Source organism: Nonomuraea sp. NPDC005983 (assembly GCF_040614375.1).
GTDB lineage: Bacteria > Actinomycetota > Actinomycetes > Streptosporangiales > Streptosporangiaceae > Nonomuraea.
In genome coordinates this window covers 1-15,347 of sequence record NZ_JBEXUP010000183.1, presented here as the reverse complement: position 1 = coordinate 15,347, position 15,347 = coordinate 1, and the positions used below count along the sequence as shown (strand labels likewise).

At 71.2% G+C, this 15,347-nt stretch carries 12 protein-coding genes; 2 read left to right on the top strand and 10 right to left on the bottom strand.

Annotated features, from left to right (window positions below):
- The 10 genes from cydB to ABZ297_RS42245 all read right to left on the bottom strand — a co-directional run.
- The coding region (gene cydB / locus ABZ297_RS42290; RefSeq protein ID WP_355358669.1) for a cytochrome d ubiquinol oxidase subunit II at positions 1-599 on the bottom strand (599 nt) is incomplete at its 3' end.
- A gap of 12 nt (positions 600-611) precedes the next feature.
- On the bottom strand, positions 612-1,895 hold the full coding sequence (locus ABZ297_RS42285) for a cytochrome ubiquinol oxidase subunit I (protein WP_355358666.1): 1,284 nt from the start codon (positions 1,893-1,895) through the stop codon (positions 612-614).
- A 2-nt stretch (positions 1,896-1,897) separates the two neighbouring features.
- The gene (locus ABZ297_RS42280; protein WP_355358663.1) at positions 1,898-3,349 is read right to left on the bottom strand and encodes a class I adenylate-forming enzyme family protein; all 1,452 of its coding nucleotides are present in this window, start codon (positions 3,347-3,349) and stop codon (positions 1,898-1,900) included.
- The gene (locus ABZ297_RS42275) at positions 3,346-4,422 is read right to left on the bottom strand and encodes a sugar phosphate nucleotidyltransferase (protein WP_355358660.1); all 1,077 of its coding nucleotides are present in this window, start codon (positions 4,420-4,422) and stop codon (positions 3,346-3,348) included. Before ABZ297_RS42275 ends, ABZ297_RS42280 begins: the two co-directional genes overlap by 4 nt.
- Positions 4,423-4,458: 36 nt before the next feature.
- Complete coding sequence (locus ABZ297_RS42270) at positions 4,459-5,274, bottom strand: AfsR/SARP family transcriptional regulator (RefSeq protein ID WP_355358657.1); 816 nt, start codon at positions 5,272-5,274, stop codon at positions 4,459-4,461.
- A 300-nt stretch (positions 5,275-5,574) separates the two neighbouring features.
- The gene (gene gntA, locus ABZ297_RS42265; protein WP_355358654.1) at positions 5,575-6,219 is read right to left on the bottom strand and encodes a guanitoxin biosynthesis heme-dependent pre-guanitoxin N-hydroxylase GntA; all 645 of its coding nucleotides are present in this window, start codon (positions 6,217-6,219) and stop codon (positions 5,575-5,577) included.
- 16 nt (positions 6,220-6,235) lie between these two features.
- Positions 6,236-7,675, bottom strand: a complete 1,440-nt coding sequence (locus ABZ297_RS42260) for a carboxyl transferase domain-containing protein (protein ID WP_355358651.1) — start codon at positions 7,673-7,675, stop codon at positions 6,236-6,238.
- Entirely contained in the window at positions 7,672-8,427 is a 756-nt protein-coding gene (locus ABZ297_RS42255; protein WP_355358648.1) for a hypothetical protein, read from the bottom strand. Before ABZ297_RS42255 ends, ABZ297_RS42260 begins: the two co-directional genes overlap by 4 nt.
- Positions 8,411-9,178 carry an enoyl-ACP reductase FabI gene (gene fabI / locus ABZ297_RS42250; protein WP_355358645.1) on the bottom strand — a complete coding sequence of 256 codons (768 nt, stop codon included), beginning with the start codon at positions 9,176-9,178 and terminating at the stop codon, positions 8,411-8,413. Before fabI ends, ABZ297_RS42255 begins: the two co-directional genes overlap by 17 nt.
- Positions 9,179-9,190: 12 nt before the next feature.
- Entirely contained in the window at positions 9,191-10,969 is a 1,779-nt protein-coding gene (locus ABZ297_RS42245) for an NAD(P)/FAD-dependent oxidoreductase (protein ID WP_355358642.1), read from the bottom strand.
- A gap of 148 nt (positions 10,970-11,117) precedes the next feature.
- Between ABZ297_RS42245 and ABZ297_RS42240 the strand changes: the two genes are divergently transcribed.
- Together ABZ297_RS42240 and ABZ297_RS42235 are read left to right on the top strand one after the other, a co-directional pair.
- Complete coding sequence (locus ABZ297_RS42240) at positions 11,118-12,332, top strand: MFS transporter (RefSeq protein WP_355358639.1); 1,215 nt, start codon at positions 11,118-11,120, stop codon at positions 12,330-12,332.
- A 32-nt stretch (positions 12,333-12,364) separates the two neighbouring features.
- Positions 12,365-15,347: type I polyketide synthase (locus ABZ297_RS42235; RefSeq protein WP_355358636.1), on the top strand; the 2,983-nt coding region annotated here is incomplete at its 3' end.

The window sequence follows — 15,347 nt, the reverse complement described above, 5'->3', positions numbered from 1 at the left end:
AGCAGCGAGCGCCCGGTGCGGGTCGCGCGCTCGCGCAGCGCGTCACGGGTCCGCATGGCGAGGAAGGCCGCGCCGTGCCCGGCGAACAGCGTGAGCGTCGTCGCCGCGCACAGCAGCACGAACGGGTCGAGGAGCTCGGCGGCGCCGACGGTGAAGGTGCCCCGCGCGGTCATCGGCAGCCCGTGCAGCAGCAGGCCGAGCACGATCCCCCAGCCCGCGGCGGCCACCACCCCGCCGACCAGGGCCAGCGTGTCCCAGACCGCCCGCGCCGCGCGGCTGCCGTGCCTGCTGCGCAACTGGACGGAGACGGTGCCGAGGACCACCGCGCCGACGATGACCGCGATCGGCGCGTACATCCCGGTGAACAGCGCGCCCTCCAGCTTGGGGAAGGCGCCGATGAGCACGCCGGCGGAGGCCACCAGCCACACCTCGTTGCCGAGGAAGAACGGCCCGAAGGAGTTGAGCGCGAGCCGCCGCTCGGACTCGCCGCGGGCGAGCACACGCTGCAGCATCTGCACGCCGTAGTCGTAGCCACCGAGGACGAAGTAGCCGACGAGCAGCAGCCCCAGCAGCAACAGCCAGATCGTTTCCAGGCTCATGAGTCGTCGTCCCTAGAGGTGGAGGGCCATGGCGGGTTCCGGGCTCGGCGGCCCCGCGGGCGACCCGAGATCGGTGTCACGCGGCCCGCGGTGGGCGTACCGCGCGATGAGACACCAGTTGGTGACGGCCAGGGCGGACAGCAGCACGGTGAAGCCGATGAGGGAGACCAGCATGGTGCCGGCTCCCACGGGCGAGCGGGCCTGGGAGGTGAGCAGCTCGCCGTAGACGGCCCACGGCTGCCTGCCCACCTCGCGGACGAGCCAGCCCAGGGTGGACGCGACGAACGGGATCGGCACGATGGCCATCACGACCAGCGCCGCGCCGCGCGAGCGGGCGAGCACGTCGCGGATCAGGAACGCCGCGCCGAGCAGCGAGAAGACCACGATGAAGAAGGCCGAGGTCATCATGATGTCGTAGGCGTTGGCGATCCAGCCGGGCGGGGCGTAGTCGCCGGGCCCGAGCCGCGCGGCCATCATCGCCTGCACCTGGTCCACGGTGTAGGGCCCGCGGTCTTCGGGGAGCAGGACGTCGTGCAGCACCGCCATCTTCATCGGCTGGGCCACGTGCAGCGCGGGGATCTGCCGGAACCCGGACTCCGCGTTGACGATGCCGAACGGCACCGCGACGGCCAGCCCCGCGCGTGCCGAGCTGAGGAAGAACGGCACCTCCTTGGTGCGCCTGAAGAACTGGTAGGCGCTGACCCCGGCGACGAAGCCCCCTCCGGCGACCAGCGCCGCCGCGATGATGTGCCACATGGCGTTGACGGCGTTGGAGTTGGTGAGCAGCGCCGCGACGTCGGTCAGGTACGCCACGCCGTCTCTGACCTGATGGCCCACCGGGTGGTGCATGAACCCGTTCGCCACCAGCACGAAGTACGTGGATGCGTAGGCGGTCGCGGTGACCAGCCAGAACAGCAGCATGTGGAGCACCTTGGGCAGCCGCCCCCACCCGAAGATCCACATTCCGAGGAGGGTGGACTCGGTGAAGAAGGCGATGAGGGTCTCCATCGCCAGCGGCGCGCCGAAGACGTTGCCGGAGAACGCCGACAGGCCGCTCCACGACAGCCCGAACTGGAACTCCATGACCAGCCCGGTGGCGATGCCGAGCGCGTAGTTCACCACGTAGATCTGGCCCCAGAACCTGGTCATGCGCTCGAACCTGGGGTTGCCGCCGATGACGTGGCGCGCCTGCATGTACGCGATGATCGGGGCCAGCCCGAGCGTCAGCAGCACGAACAGCCAGTGGAACCCCACGGTGATCGCGAACTGTAACCGCGCCAGTATCTCGACGTTCATGCTCAGCCTGCCCTCGATCCGTCGTCACGGGAACGCGTGCGGTTCTTGAGGATCGCGGCCGCCTGCTCCCTGAGCGCGGCCGTGTCGACCTTGCCGTTGCGGTTGACGGGGAACTCGGCGACGGTCATCACGGCGTTGGGCCGTTCGTAGGAGGCCAGCGACTCACGGAACCTGCTGCGCCAGACCCGTTCGTCATGGACGGTGTCCTGCACGAAGAAGACCAGCACCGCTCCTGACCTGTCGTCGTCCAGCGCGATGACCTTGACGGGCGCGCCGCACTCCTCTGCCCTGCGTTCGAGGTACTCAGGGTAGAGCGTGTGGCCCAGCCGGTGTACCGCGTTCATCCGGCCGAAGACGTGGAGCACGCCCGCCTCGTCCAGCCGGCCGAGGTCGCGGGTCCTGAACCAGGGGCTCTGGAACGGGGTGAGGCCGCCGTCGGGGCGGAGGTAGCCTTCAAGCCGTCCCGCGGTGCGCACCTCGATCTCGCCGGGCGAGCCCGCGGGCACGTGCGTGCCGTCCTCGTCCACGACGCGTACGTCCACGCCCGGCAGCGGGTTGCCGCAGCCCTCGGTCAGGTCGGGGAGCGTGAGCGCGATGTTGCCCGTCTCGGTCATGCCGTAGCCGTCGAGCAGGGGGTGCCCGGTCGCCTGGTGGAAGCGCTCGGCCAGCGGCCGGTTCAGCGGCGCGCCGCCGACGCACCACATGCGCACCTCGCGGAGGCTCTCCAGGAGGGCGGGCGTGCGGGCGGCCAGGGTGAGCATGCCGTGGTAGGTCGGCGGCGTGCCGTCGACGACCGTGGCGCCCGCCCCCGCCACCGCCGCCAACGCCGGCTCCAGCCTGCGGTAGGGGGCGACGAGCAGGCCGCAGCCGGTCAGCCACCAGATGAGCAGCAGCGACATGCCGTACTGGTGGGAGAAGGGCAGCAGGGGGGCGAGCACGTCGTCGGGCCGGTAGCCCATGTACGTGCCGGTGACGCGGGAGTTCTCCAGCACGGCGTGGCCGGACTTCACGACCGCCTTGGGTTCGCCGGTGGTGCCCGAGGACCACATGACGACGGCGTCCTTCCTGGCCTCCCAGCGGTCGAGCGAGATCGCCTCGTCGGGCGGCTCGGCCGGCGGCGGCCCGGCGGCGTCCAGGTCCAGCACGGACGGCTCCGGCAGCGGGATGCGGTCGGCCGTCACCCCGGCGACCGCCCACCGCACCCCGGCGATGTCGATCATCCGGGTGAGCTGGCTCGACGTCAGCTGCGGGTCGGCCAGGACGATGGAGACGTCCAGGTGGCACAGGGCCAGCAGGGCCGAGACGAACCCCGCGGAGTTCTCCCCCGTCAGCAGCACCCGGTCACCCGCGCGCACCCCCTGCCCGGCGAGCCGCGCGGCCATGTCCAGCGCTTCCTTCTGCACAGCGTGCGGCCACAGCACGGCCCAAGGCTGCTGCTCCTCCGGCTCGCTCATCGGACCACACCCGTCGGCAGGGCCACCTGGCTGCGGTCGCCGAGGATCAGCCGCGAGCCCGCGGGCTCCGCCCAGACCTGGGCGTCACGGCCGATGAGTGAGTTCCTGACGGGGCCCACCGCGCGCAGCGAGGCCCGCTCCAGCACGATGGAGTGCTCGATGGCGCTGGCCTGGATGTCGCAGTCGGCGCCGAGCGAGGTGTGCGGGCCGATCACGCTGTCGGTCACGGTGGTGCCGACGCCGACGACGGCGGGCCCGACCACGCGTGACCCCTTGATGGACGCGCCCGCGTCCACGAGGACGGGGCCGAGCAGCTCGCTGGCGTCGTCCACGTCGCCGAGCACCACGGGGTCGAGGCGGGAGAGGACCTCCCGGTTGCAGTCGAGCAGGTTGTCGACGCAGCCGAGGGTGTTCCAGTAGCCCTTGGTGGAGTAGGCCAGGACCGTGCCGCCGTTGGCGACCAGCCACGCCATGACGTCGGTGACCTCGCGCTGCCTGCGCCAGTCCGGCGTGGTCGACAGGATGGCCTGGTGCACTCCGGGGTTGAAGACGTACGCGCCGACCAGGGTGCGGTCGAAGTACGGGTGCCCCTGCCCCTGCTTCAGCCCGGTCACGTGGCCGCGTCCGTCGACGGTGACGACGGTCTGGCGGCCGCCCCCGCCGGTGACGTCGCCGACCATGACCATGGCCTCCGGCCTGTCGCTCCGCCGGAACTCCTCCACCAGCCGGGGGATGCCGTCGAGGATGACGCTGTCGTCCTGCAGGACGAGGAAGTCGTCACCGTCCAGGTAGTCCCTGGCGATCAGCACGCCGTGCCCGAGGCCCAGGTGGGCGTCCTGGCGGATGTAGGTCACGTCGAGGCCGAAGGCGGCGCCGGTGCCGACGGCGTCGCGGACCGCCCTGTCATCCTTCCCGACGACGATCGCGATCTCGGAGATGCCCGACTTCCTGATCGCCTCCAGGCCGAAGAACAGCACCGGCCGGTTGGCGACGGTCACGAGCTGTCTCTGTATGGCGTGACCGAAGGGCCGCGGTCGCGTGCCCGTCCCGCCCACCAGGACAAGAGCCTTCACAGTCCTATCCCTTTCTCATCCGGTCAAGATCCGGGGTCACGCGGCGCCGGCTGCCGCCGCTACGCCGCGCCCGCGCCTGCGGACGCCCGGACGGGCGCCCTGCGCGTGCAGCATCTGGTACTGCAGCTGCCGCAGCTCGCGCGAGGGCTCCAGGCCGAGCTCGCGGTCCAGGACGGCGTGCAGTTCCTGGTAGGCGCCGAGCGCCTCGTTGCGCCGGCCCACCTGGCACAGCGCCTCCATGAGGCGGCCGTGGAACCACTCGTTGAGCGGGTTGGTGGCGACCAGGAACCTCAGCTCGCCGATGAGGTCGCGGCCCCTGCCGATCTCCAGGTCGGCCTCGATGCGCATCTCCAGGGCGCGCAGCCGCGTCTCCTCCAGGTCGGCCAGGTACGCCTCCAGGACGCGGCCGGGGATGACGTCGGTGAGCGGGTGCCCGGACCAGAGGTCGAGGGCTGCGCGGAGCCTGTGCGACGCCTCCTCGGCCTTCCCCGCGTCGAGGAGGGCGCGGCCTTCCTCGACGAGCCGGCGGAAGCGGAACACGTCCACCTGCTCGGGGGCGACCTCGACGAGGTAGCCGGGCGGCCTGGTGATGAGGATCTCGTCGCCGGCGGGGAGTTCGGCCTCGTGGTCGAAGAACCTGCGCAGCTGGTACATATAGGTCTGGACGGTGGTCAGCGCGCTCTTCGGCGGGGTGTCCCCCCACAGCTCCACCGTCAGCGAATCGACGTCGACGATCTGATTAGCGGAGAGCAGCAACAGGCCGAGAATTTGCCGTTGCCGTGCAGCGGTCAGTCTCCATACCCGGGTCTCGTCGGTGATTTCCAGCGGACCGAGCACTTTGAATTCGACCATCGGGCTAAACCCCAATCTCGGACCGACTCCGGTCGCGGTCAGACCCGAAGGTAGCCAGCTCGCAGTGGGGTCACAACAGAAATTCACCAACGTCACCCCGGGCGAGCCGGAGGATTCGTCCGGGTATCGAAAGGAGTAGTCCCCGCAAAACCGTCCGATCCGGGCACGCGAGTGGACAGGCTCACGGGCGTCTCGGATCACCAGGCCACCCGGCATGCCAGGGGGCCCGGACATGGCGCGGGCGAGGCCGCCGACGATCGGCTGGTCCTCGCCCACCGGGTGTCTGCTCCCGGTCAAAACTCATTCTCCCGTCGGCTTGAACGGGCACTCCCAGGTGGGTTCGGTGAATCTGCCGCCGTAGTGCCGCGCCTCGTCCTTGTAGGTCACAAAACTCGGGTTCACCGACCCGTGGAACGCCCGTTCCCGAGTCCGGATCTTGCTCCGGAGTTTGAAGAACTTGATCCCCAGGGCGTTGAACTGGATATGCGAGTTGAAAACCAGCGTGGGTTTCTCGAATCGCCTGCTCGGCCGTGACGCGCCGTCGTGCAGGCCCACCACGAAGAACGGGTGGGAACCCACCGAGTAGGCGAAGTCCGCCGACGCCGGGTCGGAGCTGTACTGGTCGTTCCACGGATGGGTCTTGCTGTCCTCGTCGTGCATGGCCTGCAGGTGGCGCCACACCAGGGCCTCGTACTCGTGCTCCGACAGGCCGAGCGGCCCCTCGAAGGTGGCGACGAACGAGGTGAAGCTGCGCGCCGACGGCTCGAAGGTCTCCAGGAACGCGAGCACGTCGCGGTGGTGGGCGCGGACCGAATCGGCCTCGCCCAGCTCCGCGTAGTGGTGGTGCACGATCGCTTTCTTGTGCAGCGCGGCACGAGCCCCGAGGCAGACGAAGTCGCCCTGCTCGATGAACGCGGCCAGGGCGCCGAAGACGTCGTCGTCCATGCCTGAAAGCTCCAGATCAGAGAGGGATGTTGCCGTGCGCGCCCCGCACGGGCGGGGAGGCGGCGATGGCCCGCGCGATCGCGCCCCGGGTCTCGTTCGTGGCGATCACCTCGTCCACCACGCCCAGCTCCACGGCCCGTCCGAGACCTCCGATGGTCTCGTCGTGCTGCCTGGCCAGCTCTTCCTCCAGGGCCGCCGTCTCCTCGGGCGAGGCGCAGGCGGCCAGGCGGCGGCGGTGCAGGACGCGCACGGCCGCGACCGCGCCCATCACAGCGACCTCGGTGGTCGGCCAGGCGAAGACCCGCGTCGCGCCGAGGGCGCGGGAGTTCATCGCGATGTAGGCGCCGCCGTACGCCTTGCGCGTCACCAGCGTCACCCGCGGCACCGACGCCTCCGCGAAGGCGTGCAGCAGCTTCGCGCCGCGCCGTACGACGCCGTCCCACTCCTGGCCCACGCCGGGCAGGTAGCCGGGGACGTCCACGATGACCACGAGGGGCACCCCGAACGCGTCGCACATGCGGACGAAGCGGGCGGCCTTCTCGGCGGAGGTCGCGTTGAGGCAGCCGCCGAGCCGCATTGGGTTGTTGGCGATCACCCCGATGGTCCGGCCGCCCAGCCGGCCCAGCGTGGTCACGATGTTCGGCGCCCACTTGGCGTGCAGCTCCACGCCGGGCCCGTCGAGCAGGCCGTCGATGAGCGGCTGCACGGCGTAGGCCCGCTTGGAGCTCTCCGGGAGCAGGGCCGAGAAGTCCACCTCGGCGACCTCGCCGAGCGGGCCGCCCTGGTCGCCGAGCAGGGCGGTGATGGCCCTGGCCCGCTCGAACGCCTCGGCGTCCGTCTTGGTGGCGATGTGCACCACGCCGCTCTTGCGGGCGTGCGTGTCGGGGCCGCCCAGGGTGGCCATGTCGACGTCCTCGCCGGTGACGCTGCGGACCACGTCGGGCCCGGTGACGAAGATGCGGCCCTGGTCGGACATGATGACCAGGTCGGTCAGCGCGGGCCCGTAGGCGGCGCCGCCGGCGGCGGGGCCGAACACGACCGACAGCTGCGGCACGACCCCGGACGCGCGGGTCATGGCGGCGAAGACCGTGCCCACCGCGTGCAGCGAGCCCACGCCCTCGGCCAGCCTGGCGCCGCCCGAGTGCCACAGGCCCACGATCGGCAGGCCCCTGCGCACGGCGAGGTCGTAGGCGTGCACGATGTGCTCGCAGCCCTCGGTGCCCATGGCGCCGCCCTGCACGCGCGGGTCGCTGGCGAACGCCACCGCCGTGACTCCCATGGCCTTGCCGATGCCGGCGAGGACGCCGCTGCGGTCGGCGGGGGCCAGGAGCGTCAGCGTCCCGGGGTCGAAGAACGAGGCGAGTCTCAGGAAGGGGTCTCTGGGGTCCGCGTCCCCAGCCTGCTCCACGACGGTGGAGAGCAGGCTGGAGCCACGGGTGTCGTCGAGCAGGGTCATGAACGCTGCCCTTCGCTTTCCAGGGCGTGCGCGGCGAGGTCGGGCAGCGCGGGGGCGCGCCAGATCTGGACGCACGCGGAGATCAGCCAGACCGTGGGGAACAGCATGGCGAACAGCGGGTAGAGCACGCCGTAGCCGAGGTCGGTCAGGCCGGTCGCGTACAGGTATCCGGCGGTCAGCACCGCGCCCGCGCCGCCGACGACGCCGAGCCAGCCGATCCACCGCGTGTACAGCCTGCTCACCAGCATGGCGGCGCCGTAGGCCAGCGGCGCGAGGCCGGCCACCAGCAGGACGCCGGTGATCTCGGTGGAGTACGCGGCCCTGGAGCTCGCGCTGAAGATCGCCTCCTGGACGCCCTTGCCGTCCCCTGCCTCCTGCCACACGCGGGTCAGGAAGGTGTGGACGTAGCCGTCACGCGAGTACGTGACGATCAGCAGGGCGACGCCGACGATGGAGAGCCCGTTGCCGATCAGCGCCAGCGGCCTGGCCGGCGTGCCGGAGAAGGTCTCGCCGACCGTCAGCAGCCCGGCGAGCCGCAGCGAGGTGCCCACGGCGACCGCGAAGTGCAGCAGCGCCCACAGCGCGGGCGCCGAGGCGATGCCCGTCATGTAGTCGGACGCGGCCACGTCGGCGAACGGGTCCTGGATGCCCACCAGCACGGCCATGGCGCCCATGACGGCCAGTACGACGCCGGCGATCCCGGCCGCCGCGCCGATCCTGAACACGGCGCGTTTCTCAGTCGCCCATCGCATGGAAGCCTCCATCCACGTGGATCACCTCTCCGGTTGTGGCCGGGAACCAGTCGGACAGCAGAGCCGTGCAGGCCCTGGCCACCGGCTCGCAGTCGTCGGCCTTCCAGCCGAGCGCCGACCTGGCGTCCCAGCCGGCCTCGACGCCGGCGAAGCCGGGGATGCCTCGGGCCGCGACCGTCCGCAACGGGCCGGCGGCGACGAGGTTGACCCGGATGCCGCGCGGCCCGAGGTAGCGGGCCAGGTAGCGGGAGCAGGACTCCAGCCCGGCCTTCGCCACGCCCATCCAGTCGTAGTTCGCCCAGGAGACGGTGGCGTCGAAGTCCAGGCCCACCACGGAGCCGCCGTGCGGCATCAGCGGCGCGCAGGCCACGCTCAGCGCCTTGAGCGAGTAGGTGGAGACGTGGAACGCCGTCGAGACGTCCGGCCACGGCGTGTCCAGGAAGTTGCCGCCGAGCGCCGACTCGGGGGCGAACGCCACCGCGTGCAGCACCCCGTCGAGGCGGTCCACGTGCTCGGTGACCCGCTCGCCCAGGGTGGCGAGCTGGCCCTCGTCGGTCAGGTCCAGCTCGATCACGGGCGTGGCCGGGTCGGGCAGCCGCCGCGCGGTGCGCTGGACCAGGCTCATCCTGCCGAAGCCGGTCAGGACGACCTTGGCCCCCTCCTCCTGCGCGACCCTGGCCACGTGGAAGGCGATGGAGGCGTCGGTCAGGACACCGGTGATGAGCAGGTTCTTTCCTGTGAGCAGCCCCATCTCGGCCCGCTCTCAGCTCTCGGCGGGCGTGACTGTGACCACGCCCGTCCGCCAGAGCAGCTTGACCAGGTGGAGCTGCAGCTCGTTGAGGGTCTCGCGGAGGTCGCCGAAGCGCATCCCGCCCTGCTGGAGGCAGTCCCAGACGACCTTGCCGCCGTCGACCTCGTCGAAGCTGCGCACCTCGACGCCCGAGGCGGAGCCCTCCACCGAGTAGCGGTGGCACGGCAGCGGCTGCGACAGGGGCGAGATCACCGCGTCGCCGTTGGCGACCGGGTCCTCCCAGTACTTGGTGAGGGCGGCCTGCTCCTCGGACGACAGCTGGAACGGCGGCGGCGGGGCGAAGCCCTTGAAGCCGGGGATGTCCAGGCCCAGGCTCTTCCTGATCGTGGCGCCGGGGGTGAGGCTGACGTGGTCGTCGTCGCCGATCTTCCCGGGGTCGGCCATGCCGTACGCCTTCATGTACGGGCCGTCCGCGTCCAGGTCGGCCTGCGTGCCGTCGGCGTCGGTGAGGACCCGCAGCAGGTCGGGCTCCATCGTCGTGCTGAGCAGGATCTGGAAGGTCTGCTCGCGGATGCCCGTGGTCACGTCCTGGCCGCGGGTGCGCCAGTAGATGCTGTCGGGGTTGCTCTTGCCGATGGCGTGGTACCACTGGTCGATCGAGAGCGAGAAGGACTCGGCGATGCCGTGCCACTCCATGTCGTAGTCGTGCCACAGGTCGCGCTTGTGCTGCTCGTCGATGCTCTCGTCGAAGGTCGCCTTGAGCACGGTCGCCGCCGACAGCCCGTGGTGCATGGCGAAGGCCACGCCCGAGGAGAACAGCGGGTCCACGAAGTAGGCGGCGTCGCCGACCAGGATCCAGCGCTCGTCGAAGTTGGCGAACTGGTCGTTGATCATGGAGTAGTTCGTGGCGGTCTGCATCTTGTCGGAGATCGGCGTGCCGTTCTTGACCAGCTCGCCGATCATCGGAATGTCCTTGATCGCGTTGGTGAACTGGTCGAGCTCGGTGAAGTCCTTACCGGGCTCCTTGAGGATCGCCGGGATGGTCACGATGCCGACGGAGTGCGTCATCACACGCTCGCCGTTGATGACCTTCGGAACCGGGATGTACCAGCACCAGCCGTCGGAGAAGGCCGAGCAGGCGATCGGCGACTGGCTCTTCTCGTGGAAGATGTTCCAGTCCTCCTGCATCTCGTACGCGTGCGTGGCGCCGGTGTAGTGCATCCAGATCGCGATGTTCTTGTACCCCGACAGGTAGCTGCGCTTCTTCTTGGAAGCGATGCTGTTGCGCCGGCCGGAGGCGTCGACGAAGTAGCCGCAGCGGATCTTGCGGCCGTCGTTGAAGGTGACCTCGCAGTCGTCGGCGAGCCGGTCGAAGGCCGAGATCGTGTACTCCTCGAACACCTGGGCGCCGCACTCGGCGGCGTGCTGGAGCAGCAGGTGGTCGAACTCGGACCGGTTGACGTGCGCAGCCCACCGCTGGACGCCGTCGGCCTGGTAGGACTCGTGGTCGAAGAAGCCGACGCTGGGCGTACCGTCCCACTTGAAGATGCCGCCGAACTTCTTGACCTTGAACTCGCTGGACATCATCTTGTCCAGCGCGCCGATCTCCTCGAGGGCGGGCGTCGTGGGGTGCGCGAGCGACTCACCGATGTGCTCGCGCGGGAATTTCGCCTTGTCGAAAACGGCGACACTCAGATTCGAGGTCCGCGCCAATTGCGCGGCCAATGTCGAACCTGCCGGGCCGCCACCCATGATGACGACGTCGTAATAGTCGCTCAGCTCGTTGGCCATTGCATCCTCTTTCTCCGTACGTCTGGAGCGGTGGGCCACGCCCGCCGACGCAACAATCGCACGCAGGGCCGCCCGCGGAACCGAGGAGATTACCGAAGTCATTTGCCACGGTCTTAATACCGGCGCCGCCCGCGTGCACTGTTGACGGGTGGCAGACAACGATTTCAAGGCGCTACTCGCCCCGCCCGAGGCCCGCTGGTTCGTCCTGGCCGGGTTCGTCGGGCGGCTCCAGATGTCGATGCTCGGCATCGCCACGATCCTGCTGGTCACCTCGGCCACGGGTTCCTACGCCCTCGCCGGCGCCGTCGGCGCCACCATCCTCCTCTCCCAGGCGTTCGCCGCCCCCAGGGTCGGCAGGCTCGGCGACCGTTACGGGCAGGGCCGGGTGCTCAGGCCCGTCGTGCTGCTCCACGTGCTCGGGCTGGTCGGCATCATGGCCGGTGTCGCGCTGGACGCGCCGTGGCTGCTGTTCCCGTCCGCCGTGTGCGCGGGCGTGGCCTTCCCGCCGCTCGGGCCGATGGTCCGGGCCCGCTGGGCCGCCAGGGTCGGGGGAACGCCCCTGCTCAAGGCCGCCCTGTCGATCGAGAGCGCGATCGACGAGGTCGTCTACATCATCGGCCCCGTGGTCGCCACCACGCTCGCCACCGCGGTGAACCCGGCCGCGGGCTTCCTCGCCGGCCTGGTGCTGACGGCGATCGGCGGCCTGGCGTTCGCGGCCATGCGGCGCACGGAACCGCCGCCCGTGCCGGGCCGCCAAGCCGGCCCCTCGCTGCTCAGAATCCCCGTGCTGCGGCTGACGCTGGTGTTCGCCCTGGCACTCGGCGTCGTCCTCGGCTCGACCGAGATCTCCATGGTCGGCTTCGCCGAGCACCTGGGCGACACGGTGCTCGCGGGCCCGCTCGTCGCGGCGATGTCGGTCGGCAGCCTGCTCACCGGCCTGTGGTACGGCTCGCGCCAGTGGCGTACCCCGCTGCCCCAGCGCTTCCTGGCCTTCGCCGTCTGCCTGGCCGTCGGCCTGGTGCCACTCCCCCTGGTCGGCGGCGCACCTGTGATGGCCGTCTGCTCGTTCGTCGCCGGATCGGCCATGGCGCCGACGCTGATCGTCGTCTACGAGATCGTCGAGACCGCGGTGCCGGGCCGGCGGAGCAGCGAGGCGTTCGGATGGGTGCAGAGCGCGCTGGTGGTCGGCCTGGCCACCGGCGTGCAGCTCGCCGGCCAGGTGACCGAGACCGTCGGCGCCCAGGAGGCCTTCCTGGTCACCGTGGCGGCGGGAGCGCTCGCGCTCGTCGTCGCCCTGCTGTCCAGGCGGGCCGTCCAGGACGCGCAGCCGGCCGCCGCACCGAAGGCCGAAGTACTTCGGTAATCCCCTCGGTGGAAAACGGCGGTGCCGGTGCGATGCTGCATTCAGCAAGTTCCAGGAAGCTGCGGAAAGCCGCAGAAAGCGATGACAAATTCTGCGACACGGCGACGCGAAGTAGGGACACCATGCGTGATATCGCGATAGTCGGAATGGGATGCCGTTTCCCCGGCGCAGGAAATATCCAAGAATATCTCCGGCTCCTGCTCGGCGGCGAACGTCGTTTCCATTCCGTGCCGGCGGAGCGCTGGGACCACGGCGCCTTCCACGACCCGGCCGAGGGCAGGGCGCCCCGTAAGGCGTACACCGACCAGGTCTCCTACCTGACGGGCATCGACCGCTTCGACGCCTCCTACTTCCGGATGCCGCCGCGGCGGGTCCGCACGATGGACCCGCAGCAGCGGCTGATCCTGGACGTCACCCGCGACGCCATCCAGGACGCGGGCTGGGAGCGGCGCCCCTTCGACCGGGAGAACACCGGCGTCTACTTCGCGATGAGCACCGCCGACTTCATGTACCTCACCCCCAACCCGATGGACATGGAGCCCTGGTCGATCCCCGGCGAGCAGCTCAACATGGCGGCCACCAACGTCAGCCAGTTCTACGATCTCGCCGGGCCCAGCTTCACGGTCGACTCCTCCTGCTCCTCCGGGCTCGTCGCGCTGCACGAGGCCGTGGTGGCGCTGCGGTCGGGCGTGTGCACGGAGGCGCTCGTCGGCGGGGCCTACGTCAACCTCATCCCGCACAGCCTCATCGGCTTCTCCAAGGTGGGCGCGGTCTCCCGCGAGGGCGTGTGCAGGCCGTTCGACCACCGGGCCGACGGGTTCGTCCTCGGCGAGGGGGTCGGCGTCGTGGTGCTGCGCCCGCTGGAGGCCGCGGTGGCCGCGGGCGACCGCGTCTACGCGGTCATCCGGGGCATCGGCTGCTCCAACGACGGCACCACCGACGGGCCGATGACACCGCGCTCGCAGGGCCAGCGGCTCTCGCTGCGCCGCGCCTACGCCGACGCCGGGGTCGAGCCGGGCTCTGTCGGCTTCGTCGAGGCGCACGGGACCGCCACCACGGTCGGGGACCGGGTCGAGCTGGAGTCCCTCCAGCACGTCCGCTACGAGTCCGGACGGGAGCCGGAGACGGCCTACCTCGGCTCGGTCAAGGCGCTGATCGGCCACTCGCTGACCGCGTCCGGCATGGCGTCGCTGATCAAGACCGCGCTCGCGCTGCACCACGGCGTGATCCCCGCCCAGCCCGAGACCGTCCCCGGCCCCGAGGCCGACCCGGCGATCGCCGCGCTGCGCATCCCCGGCACCAACGTCCCCTGGCCGCGTGACGAGGCCGCCGCCCGCCGCGCCGGGATCAACTCCTTCGCGTTCGGCGGCACGAACGTGCACGTGGTGCTGGAGGAGGCCCCGGCCGCCCCCGAGCCCGTGCCGGCGCAGCCGCCCCACGCCGAGCTGTTCCTGTTCTCCGGCGCGACGGTGGAGCTGCTGGCCGGCTACCTCGACGGGTTCGTCCAGCACCTCGCCGCCCACCCCGAGCTGCCGCTGGCGTCGGTCGCCGCCACGCTCGCCCAGCGCGAGCTGCTCAAGGCGCGGCTCGCGGTCGTCGCGTCCGGCCACGACGAGCTCGCCGCGCTGCTGCGCACGGCCGCCGCGGCGCTGCGCGAAGGCAGGACGGGCGCGCTCGGCGACGGCATGTACGCGGCGGCCGCCCCCCTCGACGCGGGCCGGCGCGCCACCGCCCTTCTCTTCCCCGGCCAGGGCAGCCAGCGCCCCCACCTGCTGGGCGACCTGTACGAGCGCTTCGGCGGCTTCCGTGCCACGGCCGACGCCCTGGCCGCGGTCGCCCACGAGGGCTTCGGCGTCGACGTCCTGGAAAACGTATACGGCAAGGACGCCGACACCGACGCGGGCCGCGACCGGATCAGGGGCACCGACGTGTGCCAGCCGCTGCTCGGCGTGCTCGGCCTCGCCGCCGCCCGGCTCGCGATCTCCTGCGGGGTGACGCCCTCCGTCTCCCTCGGGCACAGCGTCGGCGAGTTCCCCGCCGCCGCCGTCGCCGCGGTGATGGACGACGCCGAGGTCGTCCGTGTGATGTCCGGGCGCGGCGCCGTCATGCGGCGGGCGGAGAACGGCGAAGGCGGCGGGATGCTGGTCGTCCAGGCCGCCGCCGACAAGGTGGCCGAGCTCTCGGAGGGGATCGCGGGCGTCTGGCCCGCCTGCTACAACACCCCCCGGCAGACGGTCGTCGCCGGAGAACCCGAGGGGCTGGCCGTGCTCGCCGAGCGCTGCGCCGCGGCGCGGATCAGCGCCAGGCCGCTGGCGGTGTCCAACGCCTTCCATACCCCCCTGCTGGAAGGAGTCCGCGGAGACATCCGCAAGGATCTGGACCTCCGCGAGATCGGCCGCCCCTCGGCCGCGGCGTACGTGTCCTGCGTCAGCGGCCGGCAGGCCGAAGAGCCCGCCGAGCTGCGGAAGCTGTGGGAGGGGCACGCGTCCTCGCCGGTGCGCTTCGCCGACGCCACGCAGGCGGCCCACGAGCTGGGCGCGCGGGTCTTCGTCCAGGTGAGCGGCGGACGCTCGCTGCTGTCGATGGTCAAGCGGACGCTCGGCGAGCAGCAGGGCTGCCACTACGTCGCCCTGTCGGGTGACACGCCCGACGGCGGGCGGAGCTTCCTGTCGGGGCTGGGGCAGCTCGCGGTGCTCGGCGTCGAGGTGAGGCTGCCGGAGGACGACGGGGCGCGGGCCCTCACGAGCCTGCCGCCCTCGCCGCTGCTCCGCAAGGTCCACGCCCTGCCGCCCTTCCCGATGCCGTCCCCCCAGGCCGCCGGCCCCCACGCGCCCGCAGCCCAACCCCCTCCCCAACACCCGCTCCCAGCGGAGGAGAGTCATGTGAGCGAGATCGTCAGTCTGTTCCGTGAGCAGATCGCCCTGCTGCGCGCGGCCGGGGCCGGCGCGGGCTCCGGCCTGCCGCCCGCGATCCTCTCGGCGGCCCAGCAGACCCCGCTGCCGGTCCCGGTCGCGG

Excerpts from the sequence above, each read along its gene's own strand:
- ABZ297_RS42285 (WP_355358666.1), bottom strand. The coding sequence starts at position 1,895 with ATGAACGTCGAGATACTGGCGCGGTTACAGTTCGCGATCACCGTGGGG.
- ABZ297_RS42280 (WP_355358663.1), bottom strand. The coding sequence starts at position 3,349 with ATGAGCGAGCCGGAGGAGCAGCAGCCTTGGGCCGTGCTGTGGCCGCAC.
- ABZ297_RS42270 (WP_355358657.1), bottom strand. The coding sequence starts at position 5,274 with ATGGTCGAATTCAAAGTGCTCGGTCCGCTGGAAATCACCGACGAGACC.
- gntA (WP_355358654.1), bottom strand. The coding sequence starts at position 6,219 with ATGGACGACGACGTCTTCGGCGCCCTGGCCGCGTTCATCGAGCAGGGC.
- ABZ297_RS42260 (WP_355358651.1), bottom strand. The coding sequence starts at position 7,675 with ATGACCCTGCTCGACGACACCCGTGGCTCCAGCCTGCTCTCCACCGTC.
- ABZ297_RS42255 (WP_355358648.1), bottom strand. The coding sequence starts at position 8,427 with ATGCGATGGGCGACTGAGAAACGCGCCGTGTTCAGGATCGGCGCGGCG.
- fabI (WP_355358645.1), bottom strand. The coding sequence starts at position 9,178 with ATGGGGCTGCTCACAGGAAAGAACCTGCTCATCACCGGTGTCCTGACC.
- ABZ297_RS42245 (WP_355358642.1), bottom strand. The coding sequence starts at position 10,969 with ATGGCCAACGAGCTGAGCGACTATTACGACGTCGTCATCATGGGTGGC.